Origin of the sequence: Mesorhizobium alhagi CCNWXJ12-2, assembly GCF_000236565.1 — a bacterium.
Lineage (GTDB): Bacteria > Pseudomonadota > Alphaproteobacteria > Rhizobiales > Rhizobiaceae > Allomesorhizobium > Allomesorhizobium alhagi.
Window position 1 is genome coordinate 1 of record NZ_AHAM01000187.1, and the last position, 13,296, is coordinate 13,296.

At 61.5% G+C, this 13,296-nt stretch carries 10 protein-coding genes and 10 pseudogenes; 10 read left to right on the forward strand and 10 right to left on the reverse strand.

Annotated features, from left to right (window positions below; all coding sequences use genetic code 11):
• Positions 1–142, reverse strand: a pseudogene (locus MAXJ12_RS40355) (IS110 family RNA-guided transposase); the annotation flags it as partial.
• Positions 143–434: 292 nt separating this feature from the next.
• Positions 435–1,650, reverse strand: a pseudogene (locus MAXJ12_RS21950) (IS110 family RNA-guided transposase).
• A 267-nt stretch (positions 1,651–1,917) separates the two neighbouring features.
• Here MAXJ12_RS21950 and MAXJ12_RS21955 point away from each other — a divergent pair.
• Together MAXJ12_RS21955 and MAXJ12_RS35405 are read left to right on the forward strand one after the other, a co-directional pair.
• Positions 1,918–2,166: pseudogene (locus MAXJ12_RS21955) on the forward strand (integrase core domain-containing protein); the annotation flags it as partial.
• Positions 2,167–2,242: 76 nt separating this feature from the next.
• Positions 2,243–2,641, forward strand: a pseudogene (locus MAXJ12_RS35405) (transposase); the annotation flags it as partial.
• Here the strand turns inward: MAXJ12_RS35405 and MAXJ12_RS21960 are convergent.
• The 4 genes and pseudogenes from MAXJ12_RS21960 to MAXJ12_RS40055 form a co-directional block, all read right to left on the reverse strand.
• A pseudogene (locus MAXJ12_RS21960) lies at positions 2,613–4,181 on the reverse strand (recombinase family protein); the annotation flags it as partial. The pseudogenes MAXJ12_RS35405 and MAXJ12_RS21960 overlap by 29 nt on opposite strands.
• Positions 4,168–4,353: a hypothetical protein gene (locus MAXJ12_RS36915; RefSeq protein WP_139043980.1), complete on the reverse strand. Its 186-nt coding sequence runs from the start codon at positions 4,351–4,353 to the stop codon at positions 4,168–4,170. The pseudogene MAXJ12_RS21960 and the gene MAXJ12_RS36915, both read right to left, overlap by 14 nt.
• 74 nt (positions 4,354–4,427) lie before the next feature.
• Positions 4,428–5,165, reverse strand: coding sequence for an IS66 family transposase (locus MAXJ12_RS21965; RefSeq protein WP_008838190.1), 738 nt, complete (start codon positions 5,163–5,165; stop codon positions 4,428–4,430).
• Positions 5,166–5,238: 73 nt separating this feature from the next.
• Positions 5,239–5,538 carry a transposase gene (locus MAXJ12_RS40055; RefSeq protein ID WP_085984018.1) on the reverse strand — a complete coding sequence of 100 codons (300 nt, stop codon included), beginning with the start codon at positions 5,536–5,538 and terminating at the stop codon, positions 5,239–5,241.
• Between the two features lie 225 nt (positions 5,539–5,763).
• Between MAXJ12_RS40055 and MAXJ12_RS21970 the strand changes: the two are divergent.
• The 5 genes and pseudogenes from MAXJ12_RS21970 to MAXJ12_RS38980 form a co-directional block, all read left to right on the forward strand.
• Positions 5,764–6,549 (forward strand): annotated as a pseudogene (locus MAXJ12_RS21970) (acetyl-CoA C-acyltransferase); the annotation flags it as partial.
• Between the two features lie 255 nt (positions 6,550–6,804).
• Positions 6,805–8,160, forward strand: a complete 1,356-nt coding sequence (locus MAXJ12_RS21975) for a Glu/Leu/Phe/Val family dehydrogenase (RefSeq protein WP_040587312.1) — start codon at positions 6,805–6,807, stop codon at positions 8,158–8,160.
• 660 nt (positions 8,161–8,820) lie between these two features.
• Positions 8,821–9,546, forward strand: a complete 726-nt coding sequence (locus tag MAXJ12_RS21980; RefSeq protein WP_420492385.1) for a LuxR family transcriptional regulator — start codon at positions 8,821–8,823, stop codon at positions 9,544–9,546.
• An 88-nt stretch (positions 9,547–9,634) separates the two neighbouring features.
• Positions 9,635–9,939: pseudogene (locus MAXJ12_RS21985) on the forward strand (acyl-homoserine-lactone synthase); the annotation flags it as partial.
• A gap of 73 nt (positions 9,940–10,012) precedes the next feature.
• Positions 10,013–10,117 (forward strand): annotated as a pseudogene (locus tag MAXJ12_RS38980) (hypothetical protein); the annotation flags it as partial.
• A 20-nt stretch (positions 10,118–10,137) separates the two neighbouring features.
• Here the strand turns inward: MAXJ12_RS38980 and MAXJ12_RS21990 are convergent.
• A complete protein-coding gene (locus MAXJ12_RS21990) occupies positions 10,138–10,419 on the reverse strand; it encodes a DNA -binding domain-containing protein (protein WP_008838196.1) in 282 nt (93 codons plus the stop codon).
• A 115-nt stretch (positions 10,420–10,534) separates the two neighbouring features.
• Here MAXJ12_RS21990 and MAXJ12_RS21995 point away from each other — a divergent pair, with 115 nt between their 5' ends.
• Positions 10,535–10,768 carry a helix-turn-helix domain-containing protein gene (locus MAXJ12_RS21995; protein ID WP_008838197.1) on the forward strand — a complete coding sequence of 78 codons (234 nt, stop codon included), beginning with the start codon at positions 10,535–10,537 and terminating at the stop codon, positions 10,766–10,768.
• 126 nt (positions 10,769–10,894) lie between these two features.
• On the opposite strand, the gene MAXJ12_RS38985 is transcribed toward MAXJ12_RS21995, so the two are convergent.
• The 3 genes and pseudogenes from MAXJ12_RS38985 to MAXJ12_RS38990 all read right to left on the reverse strand — a co-directional run bounded on the left by MAXJ12_RS38985 (position 10,895) and on the right by MAXJ12_RS38990 (position 11,733).
• Complete coding sequence (locus MAXJ12_RS38985) at positions 10,895–11,269, reverse strand: amino acid kinase family protein (RefSeq protein ID WP_280113346.1); 375 nt, start codon at positions 11,267–11,269, stop codon at positions 10,895–10,897.
• Between the two features lie 64 nt (positions 11,270–11,333).
• Positions 11,334–11,456: pseudogene (locus tag MAXJ12_RS39700) on the reverse strand (glutamate 5-kinase); the annotation flags it as partial.
• Positions 11,443–11,733: an amino acid kinase family protein gene (locus MAXJ12_RS38990; RefSeq protein WP_244421546.1), complete on the reverse strand. Its 291-nt coding sequence runs from the start codon at positions 11,731–11,733 to the stop codon at positions 11,443–11,445. The pseudogene MAXJ12_RS39700 and the gene MAXJ12_RS38990, both read right to left, overlap by 14 nt.
• Positions 11,734–11,827: 94 nt before the next feature.
• On the opposite strand from MAXJ12_RS38990, the gene MAXJ12_RS22000 reads away from it, so the two are divergent.
• Positions 11,828–12,919, forward strand: a complete 1,092-nt coding sequence (locus MAXJ12_RS22000; RefSeq protein ID WP_008838199.1) for an IS5 family transposase — start codon at positions 11,828–11,830, stop codon at positions 12,917–12,919.
• Positions 12,919–13,257, forward strand: a pseudogene (locus MAXJ12_RS35425) (hypothetical protein); the annotation flags it as partial. The gene MAXJ12_RS22000 and the pseudogene MAXJ12_RS35425, both read left to right, overlap by 1 nt.
• Positions 13,258–13,296 lie beyond the last annotated feature (39 nt).

A 13,296-nucleotide genomic window follows, 5' to 3' on the forward strand; every position in this document is an offset into this window, starting at 1 on the left:
TTCCAAGCCGGATCTCGCAACACCGCGATCATGCGCCGGCGTGGCTGGGAACCTTCACCTCTCGGCAAATCTTGCCCGTTTCATCGACAATGCAGATGGCGGTCTCTTTCACCGAGACATCAAGGCCCGTATAATGCTTCAGGCTGCGCTTCCTTTCCGATGCTTGTGGCTGTTGCAAAACATGACCACGTTTACCATCGCTGCGAAGCGCAGCACCTTTCTCCTACCATCCACCACCGTTCAAGGGTGAGGCTCATGCCGGATACCCATCTTGCGTAGCGGCCGCAACGCCGCTCATAATGCGCACGGGTGATTTCAGTCCAGGCCATCGTGATCTCCATCGAATCTCGCAAATCCGACGGAATCGCAACCTGCTGAAATCACTCAACTCTTTTTGGAACGGACACTGAGGTGAGAGCCCTGTCGCGCAGCCTTTATCGTCGCACCTCATTTGCGGCATCCGTGCGCGCCTTCTTCGGTCCCCGAGGATTCCAGCCGGCAACGAAACGGGCGTAGGCCGTTTCGGCCTGTTCGACCCAGCGCCGCTCCTCTTCCCGATGGCTCTTGATGTTGTATGCATGCGCTGCTCCCTTCTGGCCGCGCGCCGGGCGATGTCCGGCCTTGAGCTCAACATCGCGCAGCTTCTTGGCGTGGAGGGACGGCCGCGCCCAGGCGTAGCTCTCGTCCTTCGTCAACAGATGCCAGATCACGATGGCGAGTTTGCGGGCGGTCGCGACGGCGGCGACGTGCTGGCCGCGGCGGGCCCGGACACGCAGAAACAAGGCCCGCAGCGGTCCGGGAGCACGAGCGGCGGCCCAAGCCGCCTCGACGAGCATGCCGCGGGCATGTCCACGGCCTTGCTTGGTGATGCGTCCATGATAGGCTGGGCCTGGTCCGGACTGCCTGACGCTCGGGTTCAGCCCGAGATAGCTCACAAGCTTCTGCGGGTCGATGAAGCGCGACACGTCGCCGATCGCCGCTTTCATTGCCAGCGCGACGGTCATGTCGACGCCAGGGATGGTCATCAGCCGTTTTACGGCCTTCATCCTCGAGTGCCGAGCGGGCAAGATCGCGCTCTATAACCTGGAGATCTTCGCCAAGCCGGTCGAACTCGCGCAGGTGCCGCTCAATAGCAAGCCTTTCGTCCTCCGGCACGACCTGCTCGTTCAGCCACGTCCTTCCCTTGGCGCCGCACAGATCGGCGTGCGGGCAGGATGGGATCAGATGTGCATGCAGGATCGACTGGACAATGTTCTTGAGCCGCGATCGCTGTCGGACGATCTGATTGCGACGCGTTACCTGCCGGCGCAAGGCTTGCGTCGTCTCATCCGGAACCCAGACTTCCGGCAGGAAGCCGCTGGCATAGAGCTGCGCCAGTACACCGGCGTCGATCGTATCAGTCTTGATCTTGGCATAAGCAATGACACGCACCTGCTTCGGGTTCGCGATCACCACCTTCTTCACGTATGGGCGGACGACCGTCGCAACAGATGCGGCATTGCCGGTCGCCTCGATGACGACGCTATCGGTCGGCGACAGCTTGGCGGCGAACGCCGCCAGCAGATCGCGGCGCATGTCGACGCGGCCCAGCCGCCTGAGCCTGCCGTCCTCCCAGGCCACTGCCTCGCCGAAGCCGCGATGGATATCCAGTCCGATGATGCGCATGCCGCTCCCTCCTTCTCGGCTCGTTCAAAGACGGGAGCGGACGGGCAACACGACATCTACTGATCCGCGCTCGCAGCGCATCCGGGAAAGTCGTGAGGGGCGGCCATGTAACGAGCTCGGGCTCTCAGCCCACGGTCTATCGGCGGCCTGCCCGCACCTTCGTGCCCCCGGTGCCCCACGTCCCGCATGGGCTCACCATTAGGCCGCTCCTCAAGAAGAACAGCAGGACGAATAGGCACCACAGATCACATACCGGATAATGGCCAGGTCGAGCTCATGAACCGCACCATCAAGGACGCGACCGTCAAACGCTTCCACTACGACAGCCACGAACAGCTGCGCCAGCACCTTCAGGACTTCATCGACGCCTACAAGTTCGGCCGGCGGCTCAAGACGCTCAAGGGCCTCACGCCATACGAGTTCATCTGCAAACGATGGACTTCAGAGCCAGATCGATTCATCATCGATCCGATCCATCAAATGCCGGGACTGAACACCTAGCAGGCTGTTGAAAAAGGGCTCGCGGCGATGCTGTGAGCGTGATTCAGTTTCTCCGGAGAGATTCGGAGAACAAGGCATGCGCGGCGGGGACGAACGGTCTGGCGAGTTGTTCAGTTATGTTGATCTCGATGCGCGGGTGCGGCGCGATCATCCGTTGCGCCGCATTCGGGGGATTGTGAACGAGGCGCTGGCGACGTTGGAGCAAGACTTGGCGGCGCTGTATTCGCCGATGGGGCGGCCTTCGATCCCGCCGGAAAAGCTGCTGCGAGCGATGCTGCTGCAGGCGTTCTACTCGATCCGATCGGAGCGGCTTTTGATGGAGCGGCTGGAATACGACCTTCTGTTCCGCTGGTTCGTCGGCATCGGCGTCGATGACGCGGCCTGGGACCATTCGGTGTTCTCGAAGAACCGCAACCGGTTGCTGGAAGGTGACATCGCGGCGAAGTTCTTAGGCGCGGTGCGACGTCCGCCACGACATCCTTGATGAGCGCGCGCAGGAGTTGCTGACGGCATCGCATATCGACACCTGGTGCATTCCAGGCGGCTTCAAGATCTTGCGCGAGGCCCGTGAAGTCTGGAACCGCATCGACCGGTTCCACGCGCTGGACCTCGCTCAGGCGAGCCTCGCAGCTCTCCACGCGCCTGAGCGTCGCTTCCCAGCTCTTCTCGAGCTGGGCCGCAATGAGGCGGTTCTCGGGGTCGCAGGCCGCATAGCGGCGCTCGGCGAGCGATGCCTCGTAGCGCGCCTGCTGCAGGTCCAGCTCGATCATCTGCCGGCGCCTGGCCTCGCTCTCCAGCTGCATCCGTTCAGCCTCCAACGCCGCTTCGATCGCCATCGGCGCGACCGCCTCCAAGGCTTCGCGGATCACCGCCGCATCGGTGCGAAAGCCGTTGAACGACATGCACCGCGCCTTCGCCATCATCTGGTTGCCACGATCGCAGCGATAGACGGGATATCCCTGTCCACGTCCGGCATAGATGACGACCAGCCTTCGCCCGCAGCGGCCACAGGAGAGAAGTCCCGGGAGCAAGGCACGCCCGCCGCGGCCCGACTTGACCCCGCCCGCCTTGCCATAGGCGTTGGCGGCGAGCAGCTCCTGGTTCCGCTCGTACTCGCTCCATCCGATATAGCCCTCGTGATGGTCCTTGAGCACCACCGCCCACTGGCTGGCCGGCTTGTAATGACCATAGCTCTTGCGGACACGGCCATCGACGATCTCAGTGCGCTTCTCGCTCTTACCATAGACATAGGCTCCGGCGTAGAACGGGTTCTTCAGAATCGAGATTACGTTGCGGTAGCGGATCGGAACCCAGTCGAAGGACACCATCTTCTTGCCGTCGGACGGCCTGGGGAAATGCACGCCGTCGTCGGTCATCGAGATCAGCACCTGGCGCGCACTGCCGATCTCGCGGAAACGCGCGAATATGAGGCGGATGGTCTCTTGCAGGCGAATGTCGGGATCGAACCCGAGGCCGTAATCCCGGTGCCAGACATACCCGAAAGGCACAGAGATGCGCAGTTCGCCGCGCTCTGCCTTGGCGCGGGCAGCTTCGTACATGCGGGCGCGCAGCACTCCGAGCTCGAACTCGCTGATGCTGCCCTTCATGCCGAGCAGCAGGCGATCGTTCGGCAGCCCCGGATCATAGACTCCGTCCAGATCGATTACGCGCGCATCGACTTCGCCGCACAGCTCGAGCAGACGGTGCCAGTCCGGCCCGTTACGCGACAGCCGGGACGCCTCGAGACAGAGCACCGCGCCCACCTGGCCGGTGCACAGATCGTCGACCAGCCGCTCGAAACCAGGACGTTCCACGGCCCCGCTTGCGGTGCGTCCCAGGTCCTCGTCGATCACCTCGACCTTGCGAAATCCCCAGCGCCGCGCGACGTCGACGAGCTCATATTGCCGGCGTTGGCTCTCGAGGTTGAGCTGAACCTGCGCCTGGGTGGACTGGCGCACATAGACCACCGCCTTGCGCTTGAGGATGGTGGCCGGAATCAGATTACTGCTCGTCATCGCGGCTCTCCTCCGTCACGACGCCGGCGGCGGCCATCAGCACGTTCGCGAGCCGGGCGATCACGATCGTTCGTTGCGCTGAGCTCAGTCCGACCAGCTTGTGCGAGTCGAGCGGCATGCTGAGCTGGCGAACGATCACGAGAGATCGTGTCGGTGGTGGCAAGGTCCTCATGTTGCGTCTCCACGATGATGAAACCATCTGGAGAGCCTCGCCGGAAACGGCGCTGGATCAAGAGCTTGTGCAGTTCAAGCAGCGCGGCCAGCGATACGCTTGGGGGACCCAGCTCCATCGCGGCGCAGGCGACCGGATCGATCACCCAGGCCGGAGCGGTGATGACATTGCCGGGCGCAACGACGAGGTGAACGATGCGTCCCTGCGCGCGCTCTTCGCTGTACTCGCAGCGAAGACGGCACCCGAAATACGGATGCCAGCGATAATGGATCTCGACCTCCTGCCCAACATGGGCAGAATGACCCCGAGATGGTCTGGCGCCGAATGGCGCGCTCGACTGCGTTGGAGTCGATGTCGAGACGACCGTCGTGCAGAAAGCGTTCGAGTGCCTCGCGGCGACTCCTGGCGTAGCGGATCGCCTCGGCGAGTTTCGACTTGCCGGAGATGCGGCCCAGTTCCTTTTCCCAGAACGGCCACAGTTCGGCAATGATGGCGGCTGACTGCTCCTGGCGTGTGGCCCGGCGGAAGTCGGGATGCTGGCCGCGGATTTCTTCCTCGACCGCCCATAGCCCGGCCATCCGCTCGACGGTTTCGCTGGCCACGGCTGAGACGCCGGATACGTGCAATTCGTAGAAGTTGCGCCTCAGATGCACCCAACACGCCGCAAGCGCTAGCGGACCGCCGGCGCTCCTGGCATCGGCGAGACGATTATAGGCACCCCATCCATCGACCTGGAGCAATCCAGTGTAGCCGGCGAGATGGCGCTCGACGCTCTCGCCGCCGCGGCTGTCCTCGAACCGATAGGCCACCATGGGCGGCGCCTGTCCGCCAAAGGTTCGATCGTCCCGCGCATGATCAGCGCCAGGATGCGGTCGGCTAGCGGCGTCAGATGGAAGCCGACATGACCCATCCAGTTGGCCATGGAGTTGCGGCTGATCTCGATGCCTCGCGGGCGCCGGAGCGGATCGCCTTGCGCCGCCACGCAAACACCTGCTGCGGGCTCACTCTATGCGCTCGCGCCACCGCCGAGACATTCGCTCCCGGCGTCATCGCCTCTTCCAGAACCCGCGCTTTCGCTTCATCCGACCAGCGACGGCGCAGCACCGCCGGGCTCTCGTCGAGACGATCACACACCGCCTCGATAACTGTAAATGTTCCAGGTCTGGACTTGGGTGCAGACTGCAATCAAACCTCCCGTGAGAATCATCACGAGAGTGTCGACCCCTTCATCGATCCGCGTATCCACAGGTCGATCGATGCACAGACGCTAAGCATAAATCTTCTATCGCTTCCATAACTCTTTCTGCTCGCGCGCTGAGGCTCATCCCGTCTAGAACTTTGTCAGGCAAGGGCCGAAGCGAGACGGATTTCGGTTGAGCACTGGATGCAATGTCTGACGAACTGCCGCATCCATTGGGACAAGTCGCACGAGTGTCGGTGGCTATCGGGGAGCTACATGAACAACGTCTATGGGATGGCTTGTGGGACGCGTTCAATGGCTATCACATGGGCAACACGGCCGAAAACGTCGCTCGCCAGTTCCAGATCACCCGCGAAGACCAGGATCAGTTCGCGCTGGCCTCGCAGAAAAAGGCCGAGGCCGCGCAGAAGGCCGGTAAGTTCAAGGACGAGATCGTCGCCGTCACCGTCAAGGGCAAGAAGGGCGACACCATTGTCGACCAGGATGAGTATATCCGCCTTGGCGCAACGCTCGACGCCATGATCAAGCTGAATCCCGCCTTCGACAAGGACGGCACGGTGACCGCCGCCAACGCCTCCGGCATCAATGATGGCGCCGCCGGCGCGCTGCTGATGAGCGAAGCTGAAGCGGCCAGGCGCAGCATCACGCCGCTGGCGGGCGACAGCCGGCGTCGATCCGACGATCATGGGACCGGACCGATCCCAGCTTCGCGCAAGGCGCTGGGGAAGGCCGGCTGGTCGGTCTCCGACCTCCAGTTCGTCGAAGCGAACGGCGCAGGCCTGCGCCGTAAACAAGAGCATGGGCTGGGATCCCTCAATCGTGAACGTCGGTGGCGGCGCGATCGGCATCGGCCATCCACTCGGCGCCTCGGGCGCTCGCATCTTCAACACGCTGGTCTACGAGATGCGCCGGCGCGCGGCGCCAAGAAGGGTCTCGCGACCCTTTGCATCGGCGGCGGAATGGGCGTCGCCATGTGTGTAATGGGGCTGAACTGAGATGGATCGTCGACGGTCAACCTCGGTTGTCGAGATCTGACCTGCAACTCCCTAGAGCGCCAAAAGGAGACATGGACTGTGTGCAAAAATAACTTGCGAGCTTCGTGTGGACCTGGCGATGATCATCGAACGGCGATCGTGAAGACCCAGTCAGGCTTTGGCGCCGCCGGCGGGCGGCACGGCCTCGGGAGGTGAGCGATGCTGGCCTCCACCAACAGTTTTCTGGACAGCGTTGACAAGAACTTCCGTCACGCGATGTCCTTCCTCGAGCTTCCGGAGGGGCTTGCCGAGCGGATCGTTCAATGCAACTCGACCTATACAGTGCGTTTCGGGGTGAGATTGCGCGGACGTATGTACAGCTTTGTCGGCTGGCGCTCGGTGCACAGCGAACATTGTGAGCCGGTCAAAGGCGGCATCCGCTTTACACCCGATGCTGACGCCGAGGAGGTGGAAGCGCTTGCAGCCCTGATGACGCTCAAATGCGCGCTAGTCGATGTCCCTTTTGGCGGCTCGAAGGGGGCCCTCAGGATTGACCCGCGTGAGTGGACGCTTCAGGAGCTCGAACGCATCACACGCCGTTTCACCCAGGAACTTGCCAAGCGTGGCCTGATCGGCCCTGGACTTAATGTTCCCGCCCCAGACGTGGGCACGAGCGAGCGCGAAATGGCCTGGATGGTCGACGAGTTCCGCCGTGCCAATCCCACCGATGTCATCAACGCGCGCGCGTGCGTGACGGGCAAGCCGCTCTCGAAGGGCGGAATCGCTGGACGGAGGGAAGCGACAGGCCGCGGCGTGCAGTTCGCCGTTCAAAGCTATCTCCGCGACCCGCGCACGCCCGCGATTGCTGGACGGCGAGATCTGAACGGGGCAACTGTGGTCGTTCAGGGGTTTGGCAATGTGGGCTATCACGCTGCCAAATTCCTCTCAGAAGAAGATAGCGCGCGCGTTGTAGTCATCGCCGAACGCGACGGATATGTCGCTAAACACGAAGGACTTCCCATCGAGGCGTTGAAACAGCATCACATGCGCACTGGCAGCATCCTTGGCTTCGACGGCGCCAAGACCTTCGCGGGCGACATGTCAGGCATTGAAGAAGCATGCGACATCCTCATTCCGGCAGCGATGGAGAATGCCATTCACATTGACAATGCCGAGCGCATCAAGGCGCACCTCATCGTCGAAGCCGCAAATGGCCCGATCACATTCCAGGCCGATCAATTGCTGCGCTCTCGAGGTGTGACAATCCTCCCCGATCTCTATGTGAACGCAGGCGGTGTGGTGGTGAGCTATTTCGAATGGGTGAAGAACCTTACTCACATCCCATTCGGCTTGATGGAGAGGCGGCGTCGGGAGCGGCGCAACCAGACGATTGCCACGGCGCTGGAGCGGATGACAGGCAAGGCGTTTCCCACCGATATGCGTGACGAATTCCTTGAAGGCGGCGCCGAGATCGATCTAGTTCGTTCGGGCCTGGAAGACGTCATGCGCAGCACCTGGGTCAACATAGCCGATCTCCTTGAGTCAAAGCCGGAACTCGGCGACTACCGGACGGCCGCCTATGTCACGTCTATTCGTCGGATTTCCGCTGCGTACGAGGCCATAGGCATCTAAGCACCAATTCAGAAAAATTGTGAAGGCGGAGACGAGACGATGCCGGGACGTATCGAGCAATTGGGAGAGGTGATTTCTCGGGTCCGGCACCTTTCTGTCGGCGCGCGCAACCCGAAGACTTACCGGCATCCACCGACAGCGTGCGTCTATGTTCGGTTTCGCCGACCTGGCCTTCCGGTGCACGCTCGCGGCCGAAATCCGCCCTGCCAAAACTAAAGCTTGCCGCTGTCCGGTTGTCACGCGACCGAGACCTAAGCGCGGCGCGCCCTGCCGGTGTCCTCCCCACCGGCAGGGCAATATTCTGAAAGCGCTGTATAGGAGTGCTTCCAGCGCATCCGATCGAAGGCTTGAGCTGCCGCCGCGCACGGCAGCTTCCTGCGCGCGGCCGAAGTGCTTCGTATCAAGCCACTCTGCATTAAGCCGTTGAATTGCGCGCTGCTGGACGCGCGTCTCGGAATGCACCGTTCGAAAAGTCCAGCGGTAGCTGCGGTTGACGACGCTTGGCGAACGTCGCGGGGTTTTATTGAGACGGTCGTCACATGCCAGCCATTGCCCGCGAGATTGGCTGCGCTCAGCCAGTAGGCCGACAGTCGGGCTCTAACGTCGGGGCGGCGCACAGCAGAGAAATCGATCATTGAGTTCAAGGCAATGACGAAGGACATGCAACTTCTCTTCGAGACATTCATGGAACATCCGTCGGAAAGCGTCGATGAGGCGGATTTCCGCGACGCCATGGCTGGTGCGGCCTCAAGCCTCGAGCTGATCACATTTGCCTACCTGTCCTTGCCATCGCAACCTTCCGGCAAGCCCAGGCTGATCTCGAATTATCCGGCTCGCTGGACCGCGCACTACCTGCAAAACCGGTATCAGAAGATCGATCCAGTCATCATGCGTGCACGTTGTGGCGGATGCCCGTTTCGGTGGGGATCGGATATGCGCGGCTTTGCGACATCGCAGGTTCAGCAAAGGCTGTTCGACGAAGCGGCCGAGTTCAGCATCCGCTGTGGGTTGACGATCCCGATTGTCGATCGCCGCGGCTGCACCGCAGCAGTGACCTTTGCCGCTGATGAACCCAATCCGACGTTCCTGCGCGTTGCCGAACGGTATGAACAAGCCCTTCAGCTCATGGCGACCTGCTTTCACATCTACGTTCGCCGCAAGCTGTCCGGCAATGGGATGGTGGACGGCGTTTTGCTGACGCCGCGTGAATATGAGTGCCTGCAATGGGCCGCGCGCGGCAAGTCCGCCTGGGATATCGCCGGCATCTTGGGCATCAAGCCGCGCACCGCCGCCTTCCATCTGGACAATGCCAAGAAGAAGCTCGGCGTGCGCACGATCACCCAGGCAGCCGTGCGACTAGCCGACTCCAGATCTAGAATCCACTGACAAGCCATTTCTGCCTGCATAGGTGCACAGGCTGTTTCGGCGGGCGCATTCGCCTCAAATGCCAGGTCATTTCTGCCCGGAGGCCCTCATGATCCAGTTGATCGCACCCGGTTGGTACAACGACTTCGCCGACGAACTGCACGAAATGCACCGTCTGCGCTACCGCGTTTTCAAGGAGCGGCTCGGCTGGGACGTGCGGACGAATGCCGGCTACGAGATCGATTCCTTTGATGCATTGAAGCCGCATTATCTGATCTTGCGTCCGACGGTCGTGTCGACGGGTGCGTCCGACTGCTTCCGTCGAACGGGCCGACGATGCTTCGCGACACTTTTCCGGTGCTGTTGGAGGGGAAGACCGCGCCCGGGGAACCGAGCGTCTGGCCGTCCTGCAGGTGCTCGACGGTTCGCTTGCGGCCGGGAAATCGCCGAAGCGCTGATTGGCGAACCGCAGATCCAGGCCGACCGAGTAGATCCTCGTGATCATCTGCGTGACTGCATCCGGCGCGCCATTCGGCGCGGCCATGCGCTCATGGTTGGCGGGTACAGGGACTTCCTTGCTCGAAAGGGGTAAGGGAGCGGACAGCTTGATGGTCAACTGGCGAACAAATCCTTGTAGCCGGTCGTGACCATCCAGTTTGCACGGTCGAGATGACTGCGAAGAGCCTTGCGGGCGCGCTCCGGTTCGCGTGCCGGATCAATGCCGAGGATCAGATGCGCCATCTCTTCTTCGCTGGCGTCGTCGGCGGAAGCGTCCAGGAGCCTCATGTATGTCGTGAAGTGCGCCTTATCGTAGGCCGTAAGGCTTTCCGACCAGGGGACTTCGTCGGCCAAAGTTGCGCTTTCAATCTCACCGGTTTCGGTCGGTCGATTCATGACTGCTGCGAACCTCGCCTGTGCTGTGCTGGAGCTAAGCAGCCTATCCCAAAATGGGATAATCCGAAACCGGGATTAGTCGGTGAGCCGGTCTTTAACTGACCGGATCACCTGCATGCCAAAATCTCTTCGATCGCCCCGCCACCAGCGGTTTCTGGCCCAGCTAATTTCGTTACGCAAGGCGAAAGGCCTGACCCAGGAGCAGGTGGCTGAGAAGCTTGGTCGTCCGCAATCTTTCGTGGCCAAATACGAGGGTGGAGAGCGGCGTCTCGATGTCGTTGAGTTTCTCGACGTCACTGCGGCGCTTGACACTGATCCGTGCGAGATTCTGTCCAGCCTCCAGTTATAGTGGGCGTCCGCGCCTTGCGGCGGTAAGCCGAGCCCGCTTTCCTTCGGCAGCCTCAGGCGGCCGTCCGGCAGCCTGTCGGCTGCTGACGGCCGCCGTCCAAATAACGGCGCACTTCACCTAGGGCGCTTAGTTGGCACAGGTGTCGCAGGGACCCCTGCCTGTGGCGGACTGAATGAACCATGTTGCTGGCCCACCATTCTCGATCGCGGCGAGCGGGTAAGGCTTGTTTCCTTTGGCAATGACCATTTCGCAGCCCGCGTCCATGGCTATCCTTGCTGCCTTCAATTTGGTCACCATGCCACCTGAACTATGGCGAGCGGACGAATGAGCGGCCATAGCCTCAATCTCGGGAGTAATGCATCGCACCTCTTTCACCAGTCGGGCCGATGGGTTGTCGTGTGGATCTTTCGTGAAGAGGCCGTCCACATCCGAAAGCAGAATAAGAACGTCGGCGTTTACAATGTCCGCGACCCGTGCCGCTAGCCGATCGTTTTTCGCCAAGACAGATCTCGGCGGTTGCGGTCGCGTCGTTCTCGTTGATAACGGGCACAGCGCCGGCCTTGAGAAGTTGTTCAAGGGTCAACTGTGCATTGAGACGGCGATGCTGGTTTTCTATATCTTGACCGGTCAATAACACTTGCCCCAGGCCAAGCCCATGGCGTTTCAAATTCTGTTCATAGGCACGCATAAGTCGAGCCTGACCAATCGCGGGCGGCCGTTTGCTTCTCCTCAATTCGCAGAGGCCTGTCCCAATGATTGTAGTGACATGATCCAACCGCGACAGCACCGGAGGTGACGATGATCACCTGTTGCCCGCGTTTGAAAAATCGGACGATATCTTTCAGCGCTTCCAGCCAAGGACCGCGTACCTCTCCGAGGTGCGCATCGGCAATCAATGCGGAGCCAATCTTAACGATCAGCCGGCGAGCCGAAAGCAATCGGACCGCGCTCGTTATTGCTGGCAATGAGTTTTTCTCCACTAACAGGCTGTTGAAAAAGGGCTCGCGGCGATGCTGTGAGCGTGATTCAGTTTCTCCGGAGAGATTCGGAGAACAAGGCATGCGCGGCGGGGACGAACGGTCTGGCGAGTTGTTCAGTTATGTTGATCTCGATGCGCGGGTGCGGCGCGATCATCCGTTGCGCCGCATTCGGGGGATTGTGAACGAGGCGCTGGCGACGTTGGAGCAAGACTTGGCGGCGCTGTATTCGCCGATGGGGCGGCCTTCGATCCCGCCGGAAAAGCTGCTGCGAGCGATGCTGCTGCAGGCGTTCTACTCGATCCGATCGGAGCGGCTTTTGATGGAGCGGCTGGAATACGACCTTCTGTTCCGCTGGTTCGTCGGCATCGGCGTCGATGACGCGGCCTGGGACCATTCGGTGTTCTCGAAGAACCGCAACCGGTTGCTGGAAGGTGACATCGCGGCGAAGTTCTTAGGCGCGGTGCTGGCGCAGCCCAAGGTGAAGAAGCTTCTGTCTACGGACCACTTCTCGGTCGACGGCACACTGACCGAGGCGTGGGCGTCGATGAAGAGCGTCAAACCGAAGGACGGCTCGGGCGAGCCGCCGGCTGAAGGCGGCGGGCGAAACGCGGAAGCGGACTTCCACGGCCACAAGCGCTCGAACGACACCCATGCCTCGACTACCGATCCGGATGCCTGGCTCTATCGCAAGGGCAAAGGCAAGGAGACCAAGTTGTGCTTCATGGGACATGGCTTGATGGAGAACCGCCATGGCCTGCTGGTCGACGCCTGCTTGACGCTGGCTGACGGGCATGCCGAACGGGTAGTGGCACTGCACATGATCGAGCCTCGCGCCGACCGGCCACAGGCGATCACGCTCGGCGCGGACAAGGCCTACGACGCGGAAGACTTCGTCAATGAGCTGCGCTCGATGCGGGTGACGCCGCACGTGGCGCAGAACCTGAGCGGCCGCAGTTCCGCGATCGACGGGCGCACGACGCGGCATGGCGGCTATGCCGTCAGCCAGCGCATCAGGAAGCGCATCGAAGAGGCGTTCGGTTGGATTAAGGTCGTCGCCGGCCAGCACAAGACCAGGTTCCGCGGCCGCGACCGTGTCGGATGGGCCTTCACCTTCGCAGCCGCCGCCTACAATCTGGTGCGACTGCCCAAGCTCATGGCGGAGACCGGCTGATGGCTAAGGTTCCCGGCTTCGCCACGGCCTTTGCCGGCCGCTGGCGCATCGTCGAGATGGATGTTTGGGATAATGACTTCCTCGATCTCGTCGAGGAAGCGCATCTGACATTCAAAGGCTCGGCGGATGGCGAGATCGCCTTCGGCGCACTCAACGGCTTCCTCGATGTCCGATATGGCACCCGCGATGGCTCAGCCTGCGCGGAGTTCTCATGGGAGGGGCATGATGAGAATGACCCAGCCTGTGGCCGCGGCTGGGTTGTCTTTGGCACTGCAGGCCGCCTCGTCGGCCACTTCTACATCCACAACGCCGACGATTCAGGCTTCGTTTGCGAAAGAGCCTGCAAAGATTCTGTGAAATTACCTGTAGGATCTGCT